General features: G+C 68.5%; 13 protein-coding genes, 2 pseudogenes and 1 riboswitch. Of the genes and pseudogenes, 11 read left to right on the forward strand and 4 right to left on the reverse strand.

What is annotated here, in order from left to right; genetic code table 11:
- Positions 1-69: 69 nt before the first annotated feature.
- The 5 genes from AB7V09_RS02635 (at position 70) to AB7V09_RS02655 (ending at position 14393) form a co-directional block, all read left to right on the forward strand.
- Positions 70-9522, forward strand: a complete 9453-nt coding sequence (locus AB7V09_RS02635; protein ID WP_419142840.1) for a fatty acid synthase subunit beta domain-containing protein — start codon at positions 70-72, stop codon at positions 9520-9522.
- A gap of 143 nt (positions 9523-9665) precedes the next feature.
- A complete protein-coding gene (locus AB7V09_RS02640; protein ID WP_419142841.1) occupies positions 9666-10172 on the forward strand; it encodes a holo-ACP synthase in 507 nt (168 codons plus the stop codon).
- A 261-nt stretch (positions 10173-10433) separates the two neighbouring features.
- The gene (gene putP / locus AB7V09_RS02645) at positions 10434-11927 is read left to right on the forward strand and encodes a sodium/proline symporter PutP (RefSeq protein ID WP_010615234.1); all 1494 of its coding nucleotides are present in this window, start codon (positions 10434-10436) and stop codon (positions 11925-11927) included.
- 138 nt (positions 11928-12065) lie between these two features.
- Positions 12066-12216: riboswitch (FMN riboswitch) on the forward strand.
- A gap of 133 nt (positions 12217-12349) precedes the next feature.
- Positions 12350-13345 carry an ABC transporter permease subunit gene (locus tag AB7V09_RS02650; RefSeq protein WP_419142842.1) on the forward strand — a complete coding sequence of 332 codons (996 nt, stop codon included), beginning with the start codon at positions 12350-12352 and terminating at the stop codon, positions 13343-13345.
- Positions 13346-13409: 64 nt separating this feature from the next.
- Complete coding sequence (locus tag AB7V09_RS02655; RefSeq protein ID WP_419142843.1) at positions 13410-14393, forward strand: ABC transporter substrate-binding protein; 984 nt, start codon at positions 13410-13412, stop codon at positions 14391-14393.
- 54 nt (positions 14394-14447) lie between these two features.
- Here AB7V09_RS02655 and hisG read toward each other — a convergent pair whose 3' ends face one another.
- Together hisG and AB7V09_RS02665 are read right to left on the reverse strand one after the other, a co-directional pair.
- On the reverse strand, positions 14448-15293 hold the full coding sequence (gene hisG / locus AB7V09_RS02660) for an ATP phosphoribosyltransferase (protein WP_419142844.1): 846 nt from the start codon (positions 15291-15293) through the stop codon (positions 14448-14450).
- Between the two features lie 57 nt (positions 15294-15350).
- Positions 15351-15614 (reverse strand): phosphoribosyl-ATP diphosphatase, encoded by a 264-nt coding sequence (locus AB7V09_RS02665; protein WP_010615230.1) that lies wholly within the window; start codon positions 15612-15614, stop codon positions 15351-15353.
- Between the two features lie 415 nt (positions 15615-16029).
- Between AB7V09_RS02665 and AB7V09_RS02670 the strand changes: the two genes are divergently transcribed.
- The 4 genes and pseudogenes from AB7V09_RS02670 to AB7V09_RS02685 all read left to right on the forward strand — a co-directional run.
- Positions 16030-16347: a transposase gene (locus AB7V09_RS02670; protein ID WP_419142845.1), complete on the forward strand. Its 318-nt coding sequence runs from the start codon at positions 16030-16032 to the stop codon at positions 16345-16347.
- 266 nt (positions 16348-16613) lie between these two features.
- Complete coding sequence (locus AB7V09_RS02675; protein ID WP_314920777.1) at positions 16614-17132, forward strand: DDE-type integrase/transposase/recombinase; 519 nt, start codon at positions 16614-16616, stop codon at positions 17130-17132.
- A 44-nt stretch (positions 17133-17176) separates the two neighbouring features.
- The gene (locus tag AB7V09_RS02680) at positions 17177-17329 is read left to right on the forward strand and encodes an integrase core domain-containing protein (RefSeq protein WP_412095237.1); all 153 of its coding nucleotides are present in this window, start codon (positions 17177-17179) and stop codon (positions 17327-17329) included.
- Positions 17330-17350: 21 nt separating this feature from the next.
- Positions 17351-17713 (forward strand): annotated as a pseudogene (locus AB7V09_RS02685) (transposase); the annotation flags it as partial.
- A 20-nt stretch (positions 17714-17733) separates the two neighbouring features.
- Here AB7V09_RS02685 and AB7V09_RS02690 read toward each other — a convergent pair.
- A pseudogene (locus tag AB7V09_RS02690) lies at positions 17734-18447 on the reverse strand (transposase); the annotation flags it as partial.
- Positions 18448-18619: 172 nt separating this feature from the next.
- Between AB7V09_RS02690 and AB7V09_RS02695 the strand changes: the two are divergent.
- Together AB7V09_RS02695 and AB7V09_RS02700 are read left to right on the forward strand one after the other, a co-directional pair.
- Positions 18620-19084: an IS3 family transposase gene (locus AB7V09_RS02695; RefSeq protein WP_419142846.1), complete on the forward strand. Its 465-nt coding sequence runs from the start codon at positions 18620-18622 to the stop codon at positions 19082-19084.
- Between the two features lie 13 nt (positions 19085-19097).
- On the forward strand, positions 19098-19490 hold the full coding sequence (locus AB7V09_RS02700) for a DDE-type integrase/transposase/recombinase (protein WP_419142928.1): 393 nt from the start codon (positions 19098-19100) through the stop codon (positions 19488-19490).
- A 189-nt stretch (positions 19491-19679) separates the two neighbouring features.
- Here AB7V09_RS02700 and AB7V09_RS02705 read toward each other — a convergent pair whose 3' ends face one another.
- On the reverse strand, positions 19680-20789 hold the full coding sequence (locus tag AB7V09_RS02705; protein WP_419142847.1) for a hypothetical protein: 1110 nt from the start codon (positions 20787-20789) through the stop codon (positions 19680-19682).
- Positions 20790-20857: the final 68 nt, after the last annotated feature.

A 20857-nucleotide genomic window follows, 5' to 3' on the forward strand; every position in this document is an offset into this window, starting at 1 on the left:
GACCCCAGTTCAGGTAACCGTTCCGAGACCACCGACCACGCCGTCGCAACACCGAAGGACACCACTACCGTGCACACGATCTCGCAAGCCCCCAGCCCCGCGACCACCATCGCTGAGCGCCTGAGCGGAGGCGAGCCCTACATCATCACCTTCGGCGGCCAGGCCACCCCCTGGCGCCAGACGCTGGCCGACCTGGTCGCCCTGGACCACGCCCTGGCCACTGACGTCGTGGCGGTCGACCAGGCCGTGGCCGAGCGCCTGGCCCCCGTGTCCACCGACCTGCTCACCGTGACCCCGCGCGGCTCGAGGCTCCTGGACGACGAGGCGGCCCCGGTCGCCCCTCAGCACCGCACCACCGCCGACGGCGCCGACGTCTCCGTGCCCGGCATCCTCATGGCCCAGCACGCCGCCCTGGCCTCGCTGCCCGGCGCCGGCATCGACCCGGCCGCCCACGCCCCGGTGAGCGCCATCGGCCACTCCCAGGGCGTCCTGGGCGTCAGCCTGCTCCAGGCCGTGCAGGCCGGCGAGCGCGAGCGCGTCATCGAGGTTCACGCCATCGCCCGCCTCATCGGCGCGGCGGCCACCCGCACCACCCGCCGTCTCGACCTGGGCACGGTGGGGGAGTCCACCCCCATGCTCTCGGTGCGCGGCGTCACCCGCAGCGTGCTCGACGCCGTCCTGTCCCGGGTCCCCGGCTCGGAGCGGATCTCCGTGGGCGTGACCAACGGCCGTCAGGCGCACATCCTCTCGGGGCGCCCGGCCGACCTCGAGGCCGTCGTCACCGCGCTGGAGGCGGCCGCCGCCCGCAGCGCCAAGGCCCGCAAGGACCGCCGCCGCGGTGGCGCCGTCCTGGCCCCGGTCACCGAGTTCCTCACCACCTCGGTGCCCTTCCACACCCCGCTGCTCGCCGGCGCGGTCGACGACGTCGCCGCCTGGGCGGCCGCCTGCGGCCTGAACGAGAAGCTCGCCCGCGACCTGGCCACCGCCGTGCTCATCGATCCGGTCGACTGGCCCGGTCTGGTCACCGGGGCCCTCGCAGCCGGATCGGACGCCCCGGTGCGCACCGTCCTGGACCTGGGGCCGGGCAACGTCCTGGTCCGTCTCACCGAGGGCGTCGTGGCCGGCACCGGCACCACCGTCGTGCCCGCCGGGACCGCCAAGGCCATTGACGACCTCGACCGGGCCGGCGCGGCCCCCCGGCCCGGCGTCGACCGCTCCCGCTTCGCCCCGCGCATCACTCGCCTGCCCGACGGCCGCCTCACCCTTGACACCGCCTTCACCCGCCTGACCGGGCGCAGTGCGGTGCTGCTGGCGGGAATGACCCCCACCACCGTGGATCCCGCCATCGTGGCGGCCGCCGCCAACGCCGGTTACTGGGCCGAGCTCGCCGGTGGGGGCCAGACCACTCCCGCCGTCCTGACCGAGAACCTCCAGGGCCTGGAGAAGGCCCTCGAGCCCGGGCGCACCGCGGCCTTCAACGCCATGTTCATGGACCGCTACCTGTGGAACCTGCACCTGGGGACCCAACGCCTGCTGTCCAAGGCCCGCGCCGGGGGCGCCCCGATCGACGGCATCACCATCTCCGCCGGGATCCCCGAGCTCGAGGAGGCCACCGCCCTGCTTGAGCGCCTCCACGCCGAGGGCTTCCCCTACATCGCCTTCAAGCCCGGCACCGTGGACCAGATCCGTCAGGTCCTGGCCATCGCCCGCGCCGTGCCCGACAGCCCCGTCATCATCCAGATCGAGGACGGGCACGCCGGTGGCCACCACTCGTGGGAGGACCTGGACACCATGCTCCTGGCCACCTACGACGCCATCCGCGCCGTGACCAACGTGGTGCTCGTCGTCGGCGGCGGCATCGGTACGCCCACCCGCGCCGCTGACTACCTCACCGGCCGCTGGGCCGAGGCCTACGGCACGGCTGCCGCCCCCGTCGACGGCGTCATGATCGGCACCGCCGCCATGACCTGCCTGGAGGCCAAGACCAACGACGACGTCAAGCAGCTCCTCGTCGACACCCCTGGAATCCCCGAGGACTCCGGGGTCGAGGGCGGCTGGGTCGCCTCCGGGGAGTCCATCGGCGGTATGACCTCCGGACTGTCCCACCTGCGCGCCGACCTCTACGAGATCGACAACTCCTCGGCCCGGGCCTCCCGCCTCATCCAGGAGCTCGCCGGTGACGAGGCCGCCATGGCCGCACGCCGCCAGGAGATGATCGACGCCCTGGCCAAGACCGCCAAGCCCTACTTCGGCGACGTGGAGGAGATGACCTACCTTCAGTGGGCCACCCGCTACGCCGAGCTGTGCGTCGCCCCCCACGAGGGGCGCAGCGCCACCCGTGCCGACTGGGCCGACGAGGGCTGGTACGACCGCTTCATCGACCTGCTGCACCGCATCGAGGCCCGCCTGAGCCGGGCCGACCACGGCGAGATCCCCACGCTCTTCGCCGACTACGACGCCGTCATCGACTCCGACGCCGCCCTGGCCGCACTGGCCGAGCACTACCCGTCGGCCGCCTCCACCCTGGTGGAGCCCGTCGACGCCGCCTGGTTCGTCGACCTGTGCCGCAAGCACCCCAAGCCCGTGCCCTTCGTGCCCGTGGTCGACGCCGACATCCTGCGCTGGTGGGGCACCGACTCCCTGTGGCAGTCCCAGGACCCGCGCTACACCGCTGACCAGGTGCGCATCATCCCCGGTCCGGTCGCCGTTGCCGGCATCACCACCATCAACGAGCCGGTCGGCGAGCTGCTGGGCCGCTTCGAGACCGCCGCCGTCGAGGCCCTCCAGGAGGCCGGCACGGGCGAGCAGGAGGCCGCCGGCCGCCTGGGCGCCGCCCCCGCCGTGGCCGACGGCGTCCTGGCAGCTCCCGTGGCCGACGCCAAGGAGCTCGTCCAGGTGGCCCCCCACGTCCTGTGGAACGGCCACCTGACGGTCAACCCGGCCATCGTCCTGGACGACGACGCCTACAACGTCGTTGCCCGCCCGGACGTGGCCGAGGACGCCTACGACCTCGACATCCGCCTCGACACCCACTGGGACGGCACCCCCGGCGGAGATGAGATCCACGCCGTGCGCCGCCTCGTCGTGCCGCTGCGCCTGGCCCGCGCCTGGGACGGCGCTGCTCCGCTGGTCGACCCCGAGCGCATCAGCGAGACGATGAACGACCTGCTGCGGGCCACCGCCGGCGTGGGGGCCGTGTCCATCACGGGAGACGACGTCGACCACCTGCCCGAGGTCCGCCCCGCGCAGGCCGGGGCCACGGACGTCCTGGGACGCCCCACCACCCAGCCCTTCGGCACCATCCACGGCTCCTTCACCCTGGCAAGCACCCTGGGCCACGACCACGCCTCGGTGACCGCCGACGCCCTGCCGTCGGACCTGTCCGCCGCGCCCTTCGTGCCCGACGCCCTGCTCGGCCCCTGCTGGCCGGTGGTCTACGCCGCCCTGGGCAGCGTCGTCGAGGACGGCATGCCGCTCATCGAGGGCCTGCTCGGTGCCGTCCACCTGGACCACACCATCGACCTGCACCTCACCCTCCACCAGCTCCAGGAGGCCGCAGCCACGACCAGCCCCACGATCAACGTCACCGGCTGGGTCGCCGCACTGGAGGAGTCCAGCGCCGGCCGCGTCGTCGACGTGCGCCTGGAGCTGACCGACGCCACCGACGGCACCGTGGTGGCACTCATGCGTGAGCGCTTCGCCATCCGCGGCCGCGCCTCCGGCAACGCCGTGCCCAGCGCCCCCGAGCTCGCCGGCGGCACCGGACGCGAGACGGCCCCGGCCGCACGCCGCATCCTGCGCCGCACCACCGTCACCGCGCCCGCGGACATGACCGCGTTCGCCCGGGTCACCGGTGACTTCAACCCGATCCACACCTCCTACAACGCCGCCCACGTGGCCGGTATGGAAGCCCCGCTCGTCCACGGCATGTGGCTGTCGGCCACTGCCCAGCAGGTGGCGGCCTCCACCGCGGCCGACGGCTCGCGCCACGTCCTGGCCGGCTGGACCTACGTCATGACCGGTCCGGTCGAGCTGAGCGACGACGTCGAGATCACCGTGGAGCGCACCGGACTGGTGGTCGGCGGCGGCTACGTCCTGGAGGTCATCTGCCGCATCAACGGCGAGGTCGTCTCCCGCGGTACCGCCGTGACGACGCCCGAACCCACCGCCTACGTCTATCCCGGCCAGGGCATCCAGGCCCCCGGCATGGGCCTGGACGAGATGAACTCCTCCAAGGCCGCCCGGGAGATCTGGGAGCGGGCCGACGCCCACACCCGCGCCGAGCTGGGCTTCTCCGTCATCAACCTGGTGCGCGACAACCCCACCGAGATGACCGCCCGCGGCGTCACCTACCGCCACCCCGAGGGCCTGCTCAACCTCACCCAGTTCACCCAGGTGGCCCTGGCCACCGTCGCCATGGCGACCACTGCGCGTCTGGCCGAGGCCGGTGCCCTGGTGGAGAGCGCCGCCTTCGCCGGCCACTCCCTGGGCGAGTACACGGCGCTGAGCGCCTACGGGCGCGTCATGCCCGTGGAGACGACCATCTCGATCGTCTTCCAGCGCGGCTCCACCATGCACTCGCTGGTGCCCCGTGACGCCGACGGCGCCTCGAACTACCGCATGGGGGCCCTGCGCCCCAACCAGGCGGGCATCAAGGCCGACGAGGTCGAGGCCTACGTGCGCTCGATCTCCGAGGCCACCGGCGAGTTCCTCCAGATCGTCAACCACAACCTGGCCGGCGTCCAGTACGCCGTGGCCGGCACGATCAAGGGCCTGGACGCCCTGGCCGCGGACGCCCGTGCCAAGGCCAAGGCCCGCGGGGGCAAGAACCCCTTCATGTTCGTCCCCGGCATTGATGTGCCCTTCCACTCCGAGGTGCTGCGCCCCGGTGTGCCGGAGTTCCGTGGCCGTCTGCTCGAGCTCGTCCCCGAGGACCTGGATGTCGCGCGCCTGGTGGGCCACTACGTGCCCAACCTCGTGGCGCGGCCCTTCGCGCTGACCCAGGACTTCGCCCGTTCGATCCTTGAGGTCGTGCCCTCCGAGCCCGTTGAGGAGATTTTGGCCGACTGGGACTCCTGGGTGAAGCGCCCCACCGAGCTGGCCCGAGTCCTGCTCGTCGAGCTCCTGGCCTGGCAGTTCGCCTCTCCGGTGCGCTGGATCGAGACCCAGGAGGTCCTGCTGTCCTCCCCGAGCGAGGGCGGCCTGGGGATCGAGCACATCGTCGAGGTGGGCCTGGCCAATTCCCCCACCCTGGCGAACCTGGCCACCAACACCCTGCGTCTGCCCCAGCACGCCGGGCGCCACGTCACCGTGCACAACGCTCGTCGCGACGAGGCCCGGGTGCTGGCCACCGACACCGACCCGGCCGTCGAGCTCTCCGAACCGGACTTCGACGTTCCGGCCACCGAGGAGCCGGCTGCTGAGGCCCAGGCTCCCGCTCAGAGCACTGCGGCCGAGCAGGCTCCCGCCCCCGCCGCCGAGGCCGCACCCGCTGGTCCGGCTCCAGCCGCAGCCGGACCAGTGGACGACCTGCCCTTCGGTGCGACCGACGCCCTCACGGTGCTCCTGGCCCACGCCTCGCGCATCCGCCCAGAGCAGATCGGCGCCACGGACACCACCGAGACACTCACCAACGGAGTCTCCTCGCGTCGTAACCAGCTCCTCATGGACCTGGGCACCGAGCTCGAGCTCGCCTCCATCGACGGTGCCGCCGACGCCGACATGACGGCCCTGGCCGCCACGGTCGCCAAGGGCGCTCCCGGTTACAAGGCCTTCGGTCCGGTCCTCACCGAGGCCATCCGCGTGGGGCTGGGCCGGCTCCTGGGCCCCTCCGGCGTGCGCGCCTCCCGCGTCGCCGACCGCGTCACCGGCACCTGGGGACTGGGGCAGGGCTGGGTCTCCCACGTGACCGCCGCCCTGTTCCTGGGCACCCGGGAGGGCGCCTCGATGCGCGGCGAGGACCTGGCCTCCCTGGGCTCCTCGGCCCCGCTGACCAGCGCGAGCGCCGTGGACGCCCTCATCGACTCCGCCGTCCAGGCCGTCGCCGCCGACCACGGTGTGAGCGTCGCCAAGCCGAGTGCCGGCGGTGCCGGAGGCGCAGTGGTCGACTCCGCGGCCCTGGACGCCTTCGCCCAGAGCGTCACCGGCTCCGAGGGCGTCCTGGCCACCACGGCCCGCACCCTCCTGGACGCCCTGGGGCTGGCCGAGAAGGCCACTGTCGCGGCTGATGCCGATGACGAGGCCTCCCGTACCAGGGCTGCCATGGCCGCCCTGGACGCCGAGCTCGGTGCCGGATGGGTCAAGTCCGTCACCCCGGCCTTCGCCCCCGAGCGCGCCGTCCTCATCGATGACCGCTGGGCCACGGCCCGTGAGGACGTCGCCCGACTCGGCTCCGGCGAGACCGACCTGGACGCCTTCCGCCGGCTCCTGGCCCCCGAGCGCTTCGTGGGTCTGGGACAGGCGGTGGCCGATCACGCCACCTGGTGGGCCAAGCAGGCCAAGGCCTCCGACCTGGCCGACGGCGCCGAGCGCGCCGCCGTCCTGACCGCGATCGCCCAGGCCGCGCCGAAGACCCCGCAGGCCGGTGACGCCACGGTGCGCTGGTCCGAGGACGTCGCCGTCGTCACCGGTGTGGCCCCCGGCTCCATCGCCGCGGCCGTCGTCGGGGAGCTGCTGGCCGGTGGCGCCACCGTGGTGGCCACCAGCTCGCGCCTGACCCACGAGCGCCTCGAGTTCGCCACCACCCTGTACCGCGAGCACGCCGCGGCCGGCGCCAAGCTGTGGATGGTTCCCGCGAACCTGTCCTCCTACCGGGACGTCGACGCCCTGGCGGAGTGGATCGGCAACGACCAGGTGGTCACCTCCGGCGGTTCCACCAAGGTCGTCAAGGAGGCCCTGGTTCCCACCCTCCTGTTCCCCTTCGCCGCGCCGCGAGTCTCGGGCACGCTGGCCGACGCCGGCCCCGCGGCCGAGTCCCAGACCCGCCTGCTGCTGTGGTCGGTGGAGCGCACCATCGCCGCCCTGAGCGCCATCGGCACCGACACCCACGTCGACCACCGTCTGCACGTGGTCCTGCCCGGCTCCCCGAACCGGGGCACCTTCGGCGGCGACGGCGCCTACGGCGAGGTCAAGTCCGCCCTGGACGCGATCGTCAACCGCTGGTCCTCGGAGCGGGCCTGGGCCCAACGCGTGACGTTGGCCCACCCCCGTATCGGCTGGGTCAAGGGCACCGGCCTCATGGGCGGTAACGACCCGCTCGTCGCCGCTGTCGAGGCCGCCGGGGTGCGCACCTGGACCACGGAGGAGATCGCCTCCGAGCTCACCGGCCTGTGCACCACCGAGGTGCGCACCCGGGCGGCTCAGGCCCCGGTGAACGCCGACCTCACGGGGGGACTGGGTGACGACATCGACCTGGTGGCCCTGCGTGAGAACGCCGCCGCGCAGGCCGCTGCGCCCGCCGAGGAGACCGAGGCCCCGGCCGTCATCAAGGCCCTGCCCACTCCGGTGGTCCCGACCCAGCCCACCGCCCCCCAGTGGGGCGAGGTGAGCACCGACCTCGATGACCTGGTCGTCATCATCTCCACCGGAGAGGTCTCCACCTGGGGATCGGGCCGTACGCGCCGCGAGGCCGAGCTGGGCATGAGCGGCGGCGAGGACGTCGACCTGACCGCTGCCGGTGTCCTCGAGCTCGCCTGGGGCATGGGTCTGCTCACCTGGCAGGACAGCCCCAAGGCCGGCTGGTACGACACCGACGGGGAGATGGTCGAGGAGTCCGACATCCTGGAGCGCTACCGCGACGAGGTCGTGGCCCGCTGCGGTATCCGCGAGTTCGTCGACGACGGTGTCATCGCGCCGATCGCCGACGAGGAGGTCACCGTCTACCTCGACCGCGACATCACCCTGTCGGTTCCTGACGAGGCCACGGCCCGCACCATCGAGGCCTCCGACCCCGAGCACACGCTCGTGGTTCCCGACGCCGAGACCGGCGAGTGGACCGTCACCCGACTGGCCGGCTCACTGGCCCGGGTGCCGCGACGCGCCGCGCTGTCGCGCACGGTCGGCGGCCAGTTCCCGCGCGACTTCGACCCGGAGCGCTGGGGCATCCCCGCCTCGATGACCCAGGGCATGGACCCCATCGCCTCCTGGAACCTGGTCACCGCCGTCGACGCCTTCCTGTCGGCCGGCTTCACCCCGGCCGAGCTCCTCAAGGCCGTCCACCCCTCCGACGTGGCCTCCACGCAGGGCACCGGGTTCGGTGGCATGGAGTCGATGCGCAAGATGTTCGTCGGCCGGTTCCTGGGGGAGGAGCGTCCCAGCGACATCCTCCAGGAGGCCCTGCCCAACGTCGTGGCCGCCCACGTCATGCAGTCCTACATCGGCGGTTACGGCGCCATGGTCCAGCCGGTGAGCGCCTGCGCCACCGCGGCCGTCTCCATTGAGGAGGGCTGGGACAAGATCGCCCTGGGCAAGGCCGACGTCGTCGTGGCCGGCGCCATCGACGACATCTCGATCGAGTCGGTCGTCGGCTTCGGCAACATGAACGCCACCGCGGAGGCCGCGGCCATGCGCGCCAAGGGCATCTCCGACCGCCACTTCTCGCGCGCCAACGACCGCCGTCGCGGCGGATTCGTGGAGGCCGAGGGCGGCGGCACGGTGATCCTGGCCCGTGGTTCGGTGGCGGCCCGCATGGGGCTCCCGGTGGCCGGTGTGGTCGGTTTCGTCTCCTCCTACGCCGACGGCGCCCACACCTCGATCCCGGCGCCCGGCCTGGGCGCCCTGGGAGCCGGCCGCGGCGGGCGCAGCTCGCGCCTGGCCAAGGCCCTGGCGGCCCTGGGTGTGGAGGCCGACGACATCGCACTGGTCTCCAAGCACGACACCTCCACCGGTGCCAACGACCCCAACGAGTCCGAGCTGCACACGCGTCTGGCGCGCGCACTGGGACGCTCCGAGGGCAACTCGCTGGTGGCAGTCTCGCAGAAGACCATCACCGGTCACGCCAAGGGCGGCGCCGCCGTCTTCCAGGTTGCGGGCCTGACCGAGATCCTCGCCTCCGGTGTGGCTCCCGGCAACGCCTCCCTGGACGTCGTCGACGCCCCGCTGGCCAAGGACGCCTTCTGGGTGTGGCCGCGCAGGCCCATCCGTCTGGCCGGCCGTGGTGGCCAGGACGGGCGCGTCCCGGGCGCCGGCCCGGTGCGAGCCGGTCTGCTGACCTCGCTGGGCTTCGGACACGTCTCCGGTCTCATCGCGATCGTCCACCCCGGTGCCTTCGAGGCCGCCCTGCGTCAGGCCGAGGGCCAGGAGGCGGTTGACGCCTGGCTGGCCTCCGCCAACGCCCGCCTAGCCGCCGGGACCAGGCGCCGCCGCGCCGGCATGATCGGTCGGGCCCCGCTGTTCGAGCAGGTTCAGGGCCGTCGCCTGGGGGAGGAGTCCAAGCAGCGCGACCCGCATGAGGTCGAGGCCGCCATGCTGCTCGACCCCGATGCTCGCCTGGGCTCCGACGGCGTCTACCACGCGGGGGAGTAACCACCTCACCTGAGCGCTCACAGGACCGGTTTCACGGCTAATGGGTTCCATTTCCGTGGAACCGGTACTGTTTGTGCTCGCACAGTCTTTCCAAAAGGAAATTCCTCGATGATTTGTAAGCTCTTCTTCATTGGGGCTCGGCGATGACAAAGCCGCGGCTTCCAGATGCTCCACAGCCTTCCCCCGGTTCTGCTGTTGTGTCAGTGGGTACGGACCTGGTGCACATTCCGGGTTTCTCCGCCCAGCTCGATCAGCCCGGCAGCGTCTTCGCACAACGCGCCTTCACGGCGCGCGAGCTCCGAGAGGCCCGAAATCGTTCGGAGGAGAGGGGAACGACCCCGGCCCAGCACCTGGCAGCACGATGGGCGGCCAAGGAGTCCTTCATCAAGGCCTGGAGCCAGGCACACGTTCTGTGCGCAAAATGTCGCGGAACGAGTACCTCTCCGGTTATCCTGGCCGAGGACGTCGACTGGCGTGAGATCGAGGTTGTCACCGATCGGTGGGGCCGGCCTTCTTTGCGCCTGAGCGGCACCGTTGCCCACGCTGTTGAGCGCAGCCTCGGAGAGGAGGTATCAACCCCAGGGTGTTGGCCGGTTTCCATGAGCCATGACGGTGACTACGCCGCGGCCATCGTCCTTCACGTGCGTTGAGTCGTGCCCACACAGAAGGACCGGTGAGGAAACCTTGACCATGATCCAGTGAGCGGTCACTGCTGCCCGTCATGTCATGTACGGATTTGCACATCATCCGTAGTGCTTGATCTGTCACTCATGGTCGCGCCATCAGGAACATCAACGACGAGCCGCGATATGCCGCGTGCGCCGATCCGGATCACTCACGAGACTCCAGGAGTCCTTTCTCCAACGGCTGCAGCGGTATATCTCCCCTCTGACTGACGTGAGGACATATAGATGACTGCCACTACCTATCAAGCCATCGCGATGATCGTCTACTTCGTGGCCATGCTCGCCATCGGGGGCTGGGCCTATCTGCGAACGGACAACTTCGACGACTACATGCTCGCCGACCGCGACCTCAATCCTTGGGTGGCGGCACTGTCGGCGGGAGCCTCGGACATGTCGGGGTGGCTGCTGATGGGACTGCCGGGAACCCTGTACGTCAGTGGACTGGTCGAGGGATGGATCGCCGTCGGACTGACGGTCGGAGCCCTGGCCAACTGGCTGCTGGTGGCCCCGCGTCTGCGCGCCTACACCGAGGTCGCCAACAACTCGATCACCGTTCCCAGCTTCCTGGACAACCGACTCCACGACACGCATCGGTTGCTGCGCTGGTCCAGTGGCCTCATCATTCTGGTCTACTTCACCTTCTACGTCTCCTCCGGCATGGTCGCCGGCGGCCGTTTCTTCGAGTCCTCCTTCGGAATGGACTATCGCCTCGGCATGGTCATCGTCGCCGCCATCACCGTGGTCTACACGCTGATCGGCGGGTTCCTGGCCGTGTCCTACACCGACTTCGTCCAGGGAGTCATGATGGTGACCGCCCTGGTCATGGTGCCCGTCGCGGGTGTCATTCGGCTCGGGGGACTGTCCAACCTGAGGCAGGCCATCGCTGAGGTCGACCCTCACTACTGGGTCATCTGGGGTCCGACGACGACGCTGCTCGGCGTCATCTCGGCGCTGGCCTGGGGCCTGGGCTACTTCGGCCAGCCGCACATCATCGTCCGGTTCATGGCCATCCGCAGCCCCAGGGAGGCCGTGGCCGGAGGCACCATCGGAATCGGCTGGATGCTCTTCGCCGTGCTCGGTGCAGCCGGCACCGCGATCGTGGGCGTGGCCACCTACCAGCACGACAAGAAGCAGCTGGCCGACCCGGAGACCGTCTTCATCACCCTGGGCAAGCTGCTCTTCCACCCGTTGGTCGCCGGATTCATGCTGGCTGCCATTCTGGCCGCCATCATGTCGACGATCTCCTCCCAGCTGCTCGTGACCTCCTCGGCGCTCATCGAGGACCTGTACGGTTCCTTCGCCCGCACCCGGGAGGAGAAGATCAGCGGCAACCGCATGGTGCTCTACTCACGCATGGCAGTCTTCGCCATCGCATTGGTCGCGGCGGTCATGGCCTGGAACCCCAGTAAAACGATCCTCGACCTCGTGGCCTTCGCCTGGGCCGGCTTCGGCGCCTCCTTCGGCCCCACCATTCTGCTGTCGCTGTACTGGAAGCGCTTGAGCGCCATGGGAGCCTTCGCCGGAATGATCACCGGGGCCGTCGTCGTCATGATCTGGGGGAACGTCTCCGGTGGCCCGGGCGGCGTCTTCGACCTCTACGAGATCGTGCCCGGATTCCTGAGCAACCTCGCTGTGGCCGTGGCCGTATCTCTCGCAAGTCAGCCCTCCAAGGAGATCTCCGAGGAGTTCGACGCCGCCGTTGCGGCCTCACGGGCGTAGCCGGCCCACACCATTGCTCGCGGCGCTGTGGATCATCATGGCGCCTTGAGCGGTCCACGACTGCTGTGGTGACCCAGAACGATGGTCACCGCAGCGGCAGTGGCCCCGTAGCGATCAACGTTGTATCCTTGCGGCCAGCAACGTGCTCCGGGGTCGGTGAAAGTCCGAACCGGCGGTCACAGTCCGCGACCCGCTCGCACCGCAGCCGCTTGAGGCGGCCATGGATGCAGCGGCTGAGCCGGTGGAATCCCGGCACCGACGGTGAAAGTCCGGAGGGGAGGATGCGCGTGGCGCTCAGCGGGGAGACCCGCAGCTCGAGACAACGTCCCAAGCTCACGGACAGCCGTGAGCTCACCGGGAGGTGAACCGGGCGAGCGCCCAGCACGTGTGTGCGCCGACCGACGGCACACAGGCGGACCCCGGTGCAGCCGGGAGCACCCGTTCCCGGAACGATCCGGGAGGACACCGCCGTGTACAGCCCCAGCCCCATCGGCAAGGCCGCACGCTCCTACGCTTCCCCCACCGCAGTATCCCGCGATGCCCACGAGCCGGTGACGTCCTCAGGCTCGCCAGCGCCCTCGCCGGCGGGGTCCGTCTTAGAGCCGCCGCAGACGCCGCCGCTTCATCGTCAGCCTCCTATCCGTACTGCAGGCCGCCACGGCCCGTGGCCGGCGTTCCTTCTCGGCGCTACTCTGCTCGTCGCGTGGCAGGCCGCCGCGGCCTCAGGCGCCGTTCCGGCCATCTTCCTGCCCAGTCCGCTGGCCGTCATCACGCGGATGTGGCTGGGCCTGACCCAGGCAGGACTGGCCGCCTACGCCGGGGTGACGCTCAAGGAGGCGCTCCTGGGCTGTCTGCTGGCCGCGGCCTTTGCGCTGCCACTGGCCTGGGTGCTGCACCATTGGCGGTTCTTCTCCCGGGCGGTGCTGCCCTATGTCGCTGCGAGCCAGGCGGTTCCCGGTATCGCCTTAGCCCCGCTCCTCGTCCTGTGGATCGGCTACGGCACTCTGCCGGTGGTGATTCTGTGCGCCTTCATGGTGTTCTTCCCCATCACGATCACCGTGCTGCTGGGGCTGCGGGGCCTGGACACGGACATCATTGACGCGGCCCGGCTCGACGGCGCGCACGGGCTGAGCATGCTCGTGCACATGGAGCTGCCCATGACGCTTCCGGCGATCTACACCGGACTGCGCACAGGGTTCACCCTGTCCATCACCGGCGCGGTCGTCGGAGAGATGATTATGGGCGGCGACGGCCTGGGAATGCTGTTGTCCACCCAGCGCGACAAGGTGGACACCACCGGCATGTTCTCCACCATCACCCTCCTGTGCATCCTGGCCACCACCATCCACTGGGCGCTCCACGAGCTCGAGCAGCGCAGCCGCACCGTGGACGCCCTGCGCGGCCGGCGCGCCGGCTGAGCCACCTCGACCATCGCGCCTCGCACCCGTCGCCCCACCCCGATCCCCTGGAAAGGAAACACTCATGCCCCTCTCACGCCGCCACCTGCTCGCCAGTGGTCTCGTCCTGAGCGGAACCGGCGTGCTCGCCGCCTGCTCCTCACAGGCGAGCAGCCCACTGACCATCGGCCTGACCTACACGCCCAACATCCAGTTCGCCCCCTTCTACATGGCCAAGAAGGACAGCAAGTACGCCTCCGGGGTGAACCTGCGTCATCACGGGGCCCAGGAGGGACTCTTCGACGCCCTTCTGAGCGGGAAGGAGCAGCTCGTCGTGGCCGGAGCCGATGAGGCCGTCGTCGCCGCCTCCAACGGGTCCGACCTCGTCGTCGTCGGCGGCTACTACCAGTCCTACCCGGCCTGCCTCATTGTCCCGGAGGGCTCTGCGATCAAGGCGCCAGCGGACCTCAAGGGCAAGACCGTCGGCACGCCGGGACGCAAGGGGGAGACCTGGTACGCCCTCCAGCTGGCCATGGACACCGCCTCGCTGAGCGAGTCCGACCTGACGATCCAGGACATCGGCTACACCCAGCAGGCGGCGCTCGTGGGCGGCAAGGTTGACGCCGTCGTCGGCTTCTCCAACAACGACGCCGTGCAGATCAAGCAGGCCGGCACCGCGGTGCGCACGATCCAGCCGGCCGAGTCGATCCCCCTCATCGGCGTCTCCCTGGTGACGACCCGTAAGCTGCTGGACTCCAGGCGTGAGGACCTTCAGGCGGCGGTCAAGGCCTCAGTGGAGGGCATGACCGCTTTCGTCAAGGATCCCGACGCCGCCGTCGAGGCGACCAAGGAGCACGTGCAGGACCTGGTTGACTCCACTCAGGCCGCCAACGCCCGCGAGGTCGCCGTGGCCACGGGCAAGCTGGTCAGCGGGGAGGGCAAGGCGGCCGTCGGCTCGGTACGGGTCGACGACTTCACACCGATGATCGAGTTCCTCGCCTCCCACAAGATCCTGGGCGACAAGAAGACGCCCAAGGCCGCCGAGGTCTGCGTGCCCCTGACGCAGTAGAGCGCAGGAGATCAGGACAGGGCATCTGGCACGAGGACGTTCAGTGGAAGGCCTCTAGAGCCGGCAGGCCAACAGTGAGGAGACGAGGATGGCGCGCGCCCCGACCTCGTAGAGCTCGTCCATGACCCGGTTCATGTCCACTCGCGGGACCATGGCACGTACCGCCACCCAGTCGGGGTTCTGCAGCGGGGAGACGGTGGGCGACTCGATGCCCGGGGTGAGGGCCGTCGCCAGGTGCAGCTTGTTCATGGGGATGTCGTAGTCGACGAGCACGTAAGCGCGGGCACGCAGCACCCCCTCCAGCCGCCGCACGAGCGTGGCCAGCCCGGGCTCTGCGCGGAACTGCTCGGTGGTGATGAGCACGGCCTCGCTGACAAGGATCGGATCCCCGAAGGTCTCCAGGCCGGCGGCCCGCAGCGTTGTTCCGGTCTCGACGACGTCGGCGATGAGGTCGGCCACGCCCAGCTGGACGGAGGACTCCACAGCGCCGTCGAGGTGAACGGTCTGGGCATCCACACCTCGAGCAGCCAGGTAGCTGCGCACCAGGACGTCATAGGAGGTGGCCACCCGGCGCCCGGCGACGTCGGCCAAGGAGCTCATGGTCCCCTTGGGGGCGGCGAAGCGGAAGGTGGAGCGGGCGAAGCCCAGGGGCAGGTGCTCGACGGCGTCGACCCCGGAGTCCAGGAGCAGGTCGCGGCCGGTGATGCCGGCGTGGACGGTGCCCTGGCCGACGTAGACGGCGATGTCGCGCGGACGCAGGAAGAACAGCTCGACGTCGTTGGCCTCGTCGACGAGCACGAGCTCACGGCCCGTGCGGCGGGTGCGGTAGCCCGCCTCGGAGAGCATGGTGATGGCGGGGTCGGACAAGGAGCCCTTGTTCGGGACAGCGATACGCAGCACGGCGGTTCCTGATCTGTGGTGGGGGAGTCGAGTAGGAGGCGCGAGGGGGCTCGGGGCCTACAGGTAACGGTAGACGTCCTGGAGGCTGTAGCCCTTGGCGACCATCATGACCTGGGCGTGGTAGAGCAGCTGGCTGATCTCCTCGCAGGCGGCCTCATCGGACTCGTGCTCGCAGGCCATCCAGGCCTCGGCGGCCTCCTCCACGAGCTTCTTGCCGATGAAGTGGACCCCACGGTCCAGCTCCTCCACGGTCCCGGAGCCCTCAGGGCGGGTGGCCGCCTTGTGCTGCAGCTCGTCGAAAAGGTCCTCAAAGGTCTTCATGGGCCTAGGCTATCGGAAAGCCGGTGAGACACTGACCGACCGTTGACCTATGGCCTTGGTGGGACCCGGGCATCCCCTCGGCGCTCACCGCCGTCGCCACGGGTGGAATCATCCATCCGCAAGCGATGCCCCGACCCGAGGCGACGGCACGACATGCTGCAGCACTCAGACCGGCTGCCTCAGATCGGCTAGATGTATGAGGTCATGGGTCGCGCCCGGCTAAACCGGTGAGCCCCACACCGGTAAGCCGGTGTGGTCGGTCAGAACCTGGACGTTGCCAGAAGCGCCACGTCTTGCCTGACTACGACAGATGGTGGCCGGTGCCCGGGTTGCGGGCCGTGAGACTGTCAGTGCGGATAAGGGTGAATCGTCCCGGGTTTGATGGAGGCAGTGATGACACGGAAGGATCACTGTCATGGGACAGAAGAAGTACCCCGATGAGCTGCGCGAGCGAGCTACGAGGATGGCGTTGGACGCGTTGGCTGACCCGACTCGGGCCAAGGGCGCGGTCCGTCGGATCGCCGACGAGCTGGGTGTCCACCCCGAGGCTCTGCGCACCTGGGTCAAGAAGGCCCAGGTCGATGGTGGTCTGAGGCTGGGAACCACCACTGACCAGGCGCAGCGGATCAAGGAGCTTGAGAAAGAGGTCCGAGTGCTGCGAAGAGCCAACGCGATCCTGAAGAGCACGGTCGGCTTGTCTGTCGCGGCGGAGTGTGAGCGCCCGTCCCGTTGATCTGTCAGTACATCGAGGCCAAGAAGGAGGAGTTCGGGGCCTGGCCGGTCTGCAAGGTGCTCACTGGCGCCGGAGTCAAGATCGCCCCGAGCACTTGACTCACACCCGCCGTAGCCGGCCTCCTAGCGCCAGGAGCCTGCGTGACGAGACCCTCAAGGCGGAGATATCCAGGGTCCACAAGAACTAGCTACTTGGTGCTGGGGGCCCGCAAGATGCACGCGATACGGGGCCGCTCTGAGAGCGCCGAGCGTCACGGTGCCGGTCACGTGGCCCGCTGTACCGTCGAACGCCTCATGGGCGACCTGGGCTTACGCGGCGTCAGACGCGCCAGGTCCCCGCGCACCATGCGCAGCGCGCCGCGAGAGCAGTGCCCGGCCGACCTGGTCAAGCGCCACTTCGAGGCCTTCGCCCCGGGTGGGCTGTGGGTCGCCGACATTCCCCCGCAAGCGGGAGGTGCCCCCTCCTACGTGCGTGCGTTCTCCGGGTGGGTCTATGTGGCTTTCGTGACCGACGTGTACTCGCGGCGAATCATCGGCTGGCAGACCTCCACGAGCCTGTACACCGACCTGGCCCTGGACGCTCTGGAGATGGCCGTCTGGCAGCGGAAACGTCAGGGTGCCGACCTGACGGGCCTGGTGCACCACTCCGACCGAGGGGTGCAGTACAGGTCCATCCGCTACGGGCAGGCCCTGTCCGAGGCCGAGGCGGTCGCCTCGGTGGGGTCGAAGGGCGACTCCTTCCGGCTTCGCCCTGGCCGAGGCTCTGAACTCCTTGTACAAGGCTGAGCTGATCCGCAACCAGGGCCCTTGGGAGGACATCGGCGCCGCCCGTGCTCGCCACCGCCGAGTGGGTCCACTGGTTCAACACCATTCGCCCTCACTCCGCCATCGGCATGCGAACCCCTGCCGAGCACGAAGCCGCCTGGGCACCCGACCGCCACCGCCACGGACAATCACAACCGGCAACCACCGGCACCAGATAAACCAGTCTCCACAAAACTCGGGGCTTGACAGTGCGGGACATCCAGCACCATCTGGCCTCTACGCTGGGCACCGATCTGAGTCATGAGACGATCAGCAAGATCACCGACCAGATCAGCCAGGAGGTCCTGGCCTGGCAGCACCGGCCACTGGACGGCCTCTACCCGGTGATCTACCTCGACGCCATCATGATCAAGGTCCGCGACGGGGCTCACGTGACCAACAAGGCCGCGCATATCGCGGTAGGCGTGGACATGGACGGGATCAAGCACGTCCTGGGCATCTGGGTCCAAGCCAGCGAGGGGGCCAGGTTCTGGGCCCAGGTGTGCGCCGAGCTGGCCAACCGCGGTATCAAGGACGTGCTGATCGTGTGCTGTGACAGGCTCCGCCGGCGGCGCTCTCGGGACCCGGTGAAACCGTCCATCGCCACCACCTCGACCCGCCCACGCCATTCCTGGTCGCGCTGGGAGAGCCAGGTCTTGAGGACCTTCTTGGACCGTCCTGGGACCACGTCCAGCAGACGCGCCGGACCACTGCGGTGGCGTACGGGGGTCAGGTCGATGATGACGGTGACATAGCGGTCGCCCCGCCTGGTGTGGCGCCACACGTGCTCATCAACTCCGAGGACCTCCACTCCATCGAAGCGGTGGGGATCGTCTAACAGCGTGGCCTGAGCGCTTGCCAGGATTGCGTTGTTGGCGGTGTGCCAGGAGATCCCCAGGGTCCGCGCGACCCGGGAGACGGACATGCACTCCAGGGCAAGGGCACGCAGCCCCCACTCCACCGCCGCGCGGGTCAGCCGCGCCCTGGGCTCAGCCAAGGTGGAGGTGTCCTGTCTCCACACCCGCCGGCAGCGGGTGCAGCCGAAGCGCCGCAGGCGCACCACCAGCTGCGTGGGCCTCCACCCCACCGGTACGTGGGCCAGGCGCCGGGCCACCGTCCCACGGGATACTCCCTGAGCGCCGCAGGCCTTGCAGAAGGGGTCCTCGAACCCGATCGGCATGCTGCACTCGATCACCGCGCCCTTGGCTGTGAGGTGCTGGCCCACCGCGGTCAGTCCCAGGGCGTCCAGGCCCAAGAAGGTCGTCAAATCAGGGCAGGCGAAGGTAGTCTCAGGCACGTCGAGGTCTCTCAGGTGGCGCGTGTAGCAGCTCCCATCATCGGGGGACCTCGACCCCTACCCAAGCAACGACGCACCCACCCCACCTATACACCTCAATAGGCTCCAGCTACCACACCCTCAAACACGAAGAGCCGAAAAAAGCAGCCGCCTGGCTTGCGAAGGAACGACCGTGACCGAGCGCTATGAGCTCATCAATCGCGAAGAAGGCCATTACCCCATCTCCTCGATGTGCCGGTGGGCCGGTGTCTCACGGTCCGGCTACTACTCCTGGCGCGACCGACCTGAGTCCATCACCAGAGCGAAAAGAAAAGAGCTCAGCATCATCAGTAAGGACGTTTTTAAGGACTCCGACCGCACTTACGGGTGCCGAAGGATCCAGGCCTGTCTGGGAAGGCGTGGTGTGAGGGTGGATGGCGCCACGATCCGCTCCATCATGAGGGAGCTGGGCCTTGAGGCCGCGCAGCCACGGGCGAAGGCCCGTACTACCGTGCCGGCCAAGGACCTCGATGAGCGCCCCGACCTGGCGGGGCAGGACTTCACCGCCGACGAGCCTGGGCGTAAGTGGTGCGGGGACATCACTTGCATCAACACACGGGCCGAATTCGTCTATCTTGCCACTGTTCTGGACTGCTGACGCCTTGAAGGTCGTGGGGTACGCGATGGCCGATCATATGTGCACCCCGCTGGTGCGTGAGGCCATCGATATGGCAGACAGGCGCTGCCCGGTTGAGAAAGGTGTGACAGTCTTTCACTCCGACCGGGGCAGTCAGTACACGTCTCAGAAGTTCCTGGACCACCTGAAGACCTATGGTATCCGTCCGTCCGTGGGCGTACCGGAGTGTGCTGGGACAATGCCTGGGCGGAATCCTTCAATGCCACGCTCAAGAACGAAAGGGTGCATAGGATGGTGTATCCCACGAAGGGCAAGGCGATCAACGATATTGCCTCGCGGATCGAGTAGAGATACAATCACATACGCCTTCACTCAGCCCTGGGATACCGCACACCTAACGAGGTCGAGCAAGAATTCTTGGGCCTGACCAAGGCAGCCTGAAACCCCAAACAAGCAGTGTCCGAAAAACACCTAGCAGTCCAACCAGATTCATCGCCCTAAGTTTGTTTGACTAGGAGGCTTGCATTTCAGGCAGACTCTCTGCAAATCACGTTTTGCATGGTTTGTGGCTATCGGCTATCGGATTGACCCACCTCATATCCGATGAGCGTACGAGCTATAAGCCGCCCCGCAGTCGCTGCTTGATGAGTTCAGAGTCGAGGTCCGGCACTCCAATGCGTCCGCGGTGATGGCTATGTTGAATGAGCAAAGACTCTGCGAATGGACTAGAAAGCGAAGCGATCGGCACGTAACCGGAGAGATCGCTGCCCGACTCAGCGCGGACATCTTCGAGGTCGATCACGAGGTCGGGAATATCTCTGAAACTGGGTAGGTAGTGAAACCGTCCACGAGTGGACGTCAGAATATCCTGACGAAGCGTATTCCACTCGGCCTTGCCTCGATTATACTCTGCCTTTCCCTGGTTCTTCTCGTCTGTGTATTCGTCCTTCCAGGCGCGGTACTTGGGATGTTCTTCCAGTGGTACCGCATGTGCCAGCAACACGAATCCGACCTTCTTCTGAGCGAAATCACACGCCGGAGTTAGCGTGACCCACCACGTTTGGTCGGCTCCACGGAGAATGTCTCCAGGCGCATGAACCTCAGACGTTGGAGGGTAGATATATCGGTGGCTCGGACGCGCAGTGAGAGCCCCCTCTCGGCGGTCGTCAAGAACACGGGCGAGCCTACTCAGTAGAATCTGTGCAATGACTTCGGAATCGGCGCCCTCGGTGTACTCAGTCCAGTTGGGAGCAAGTTCCGTCCACATGTGTTTGCGCAGGACGGTGGCTACGTGTTGCTCGATTCCGCTAATTGTGGTCACTGCACGACTAGCAACTGCCGCCTGGATTGCCGCAGGTAGTTTGTCGGTGTCGTCCTTGGTTACCACGGTGACCAAAGGGGGCATCTCCTCATGCCGGACTGAATCGGGGAGAGCCGTCCAGAAAATGACTGGAGCGAAACGAGCATCCTTGATGTTCAGATACACAGCATGCCCAGCGGCCTCGTCGTCCGGCGACGGGTCAGGACTGTCACGTCGGACATCGAGCACCACAACGTCGCTATCGCCCCGACTGAATTTGGCGAATCCCGCATCGAAGTCTGTCTCTACCGAGACCTCGACCTCAATTTCATCGCTTTCCTCAAACGCGTCTTCAATCTCGCGCTGCGCATCTGCCGCCAAAGCGTCCTTATCCTCGATGATGAGGACTCTGACCTTCTCTCTCACTGCACCCGCCTCCTAAAGGTGGCCTCGAATGTCGCCCCGTCGAGCGGACCCTCGTCAACAAGAATGAG

The organism is Actinomyces sp. SKVG-SVH-4(1) (genome assembly GCF_048514265.1).
In the GTDB taxonomy this organism is placed as follows: Bacteria; Actinomycetota; Actinomycetes; order Actinomycetales; family Actinomycetaceae; genus Actinomyces; species Actinomyces oris.

Excerpts from the sequence above, each read along its gene's own strand:
- AB7V09_RS02640 (WP_419142841.1), top strand. The coding sequence starts at position 9,666 with ATGACAAAGCCGCGGCTTCCAGATGCTCCACAGCCTTCCCCCGGTTCT.
- putP (WP_010615234.1), top strand. The coding sequence starts at position 10,434 with ATGACTGCCACTACCTATCAAGCCATCGCGATGATCGTCTACTTCGTG.
- AB7V09_RS02655 (WP_419142843.1), top strand. The coding sequence starts at position 13,410 with ATGCCCCTCTCACGCCGCCACCTGCTCGCCAGTGGTCTCGTCCTGAGC.
- AB7V09_RS02665 (WP_010615230.1), bottom strand. The coding sequence starts at position 15,614 with ATGAAGACCTTTGAGGACCTTTTCGACGAGCTGCAGCACAAGGCGGCC.
- AB7V09_RS02670 (WP_419142845.1), top strand. The coding sequence starts at position 16,030 with ATGGGACAGAAGAAGTACCCCGATGAGCTGCGCGAGCGAGCTACGAGG.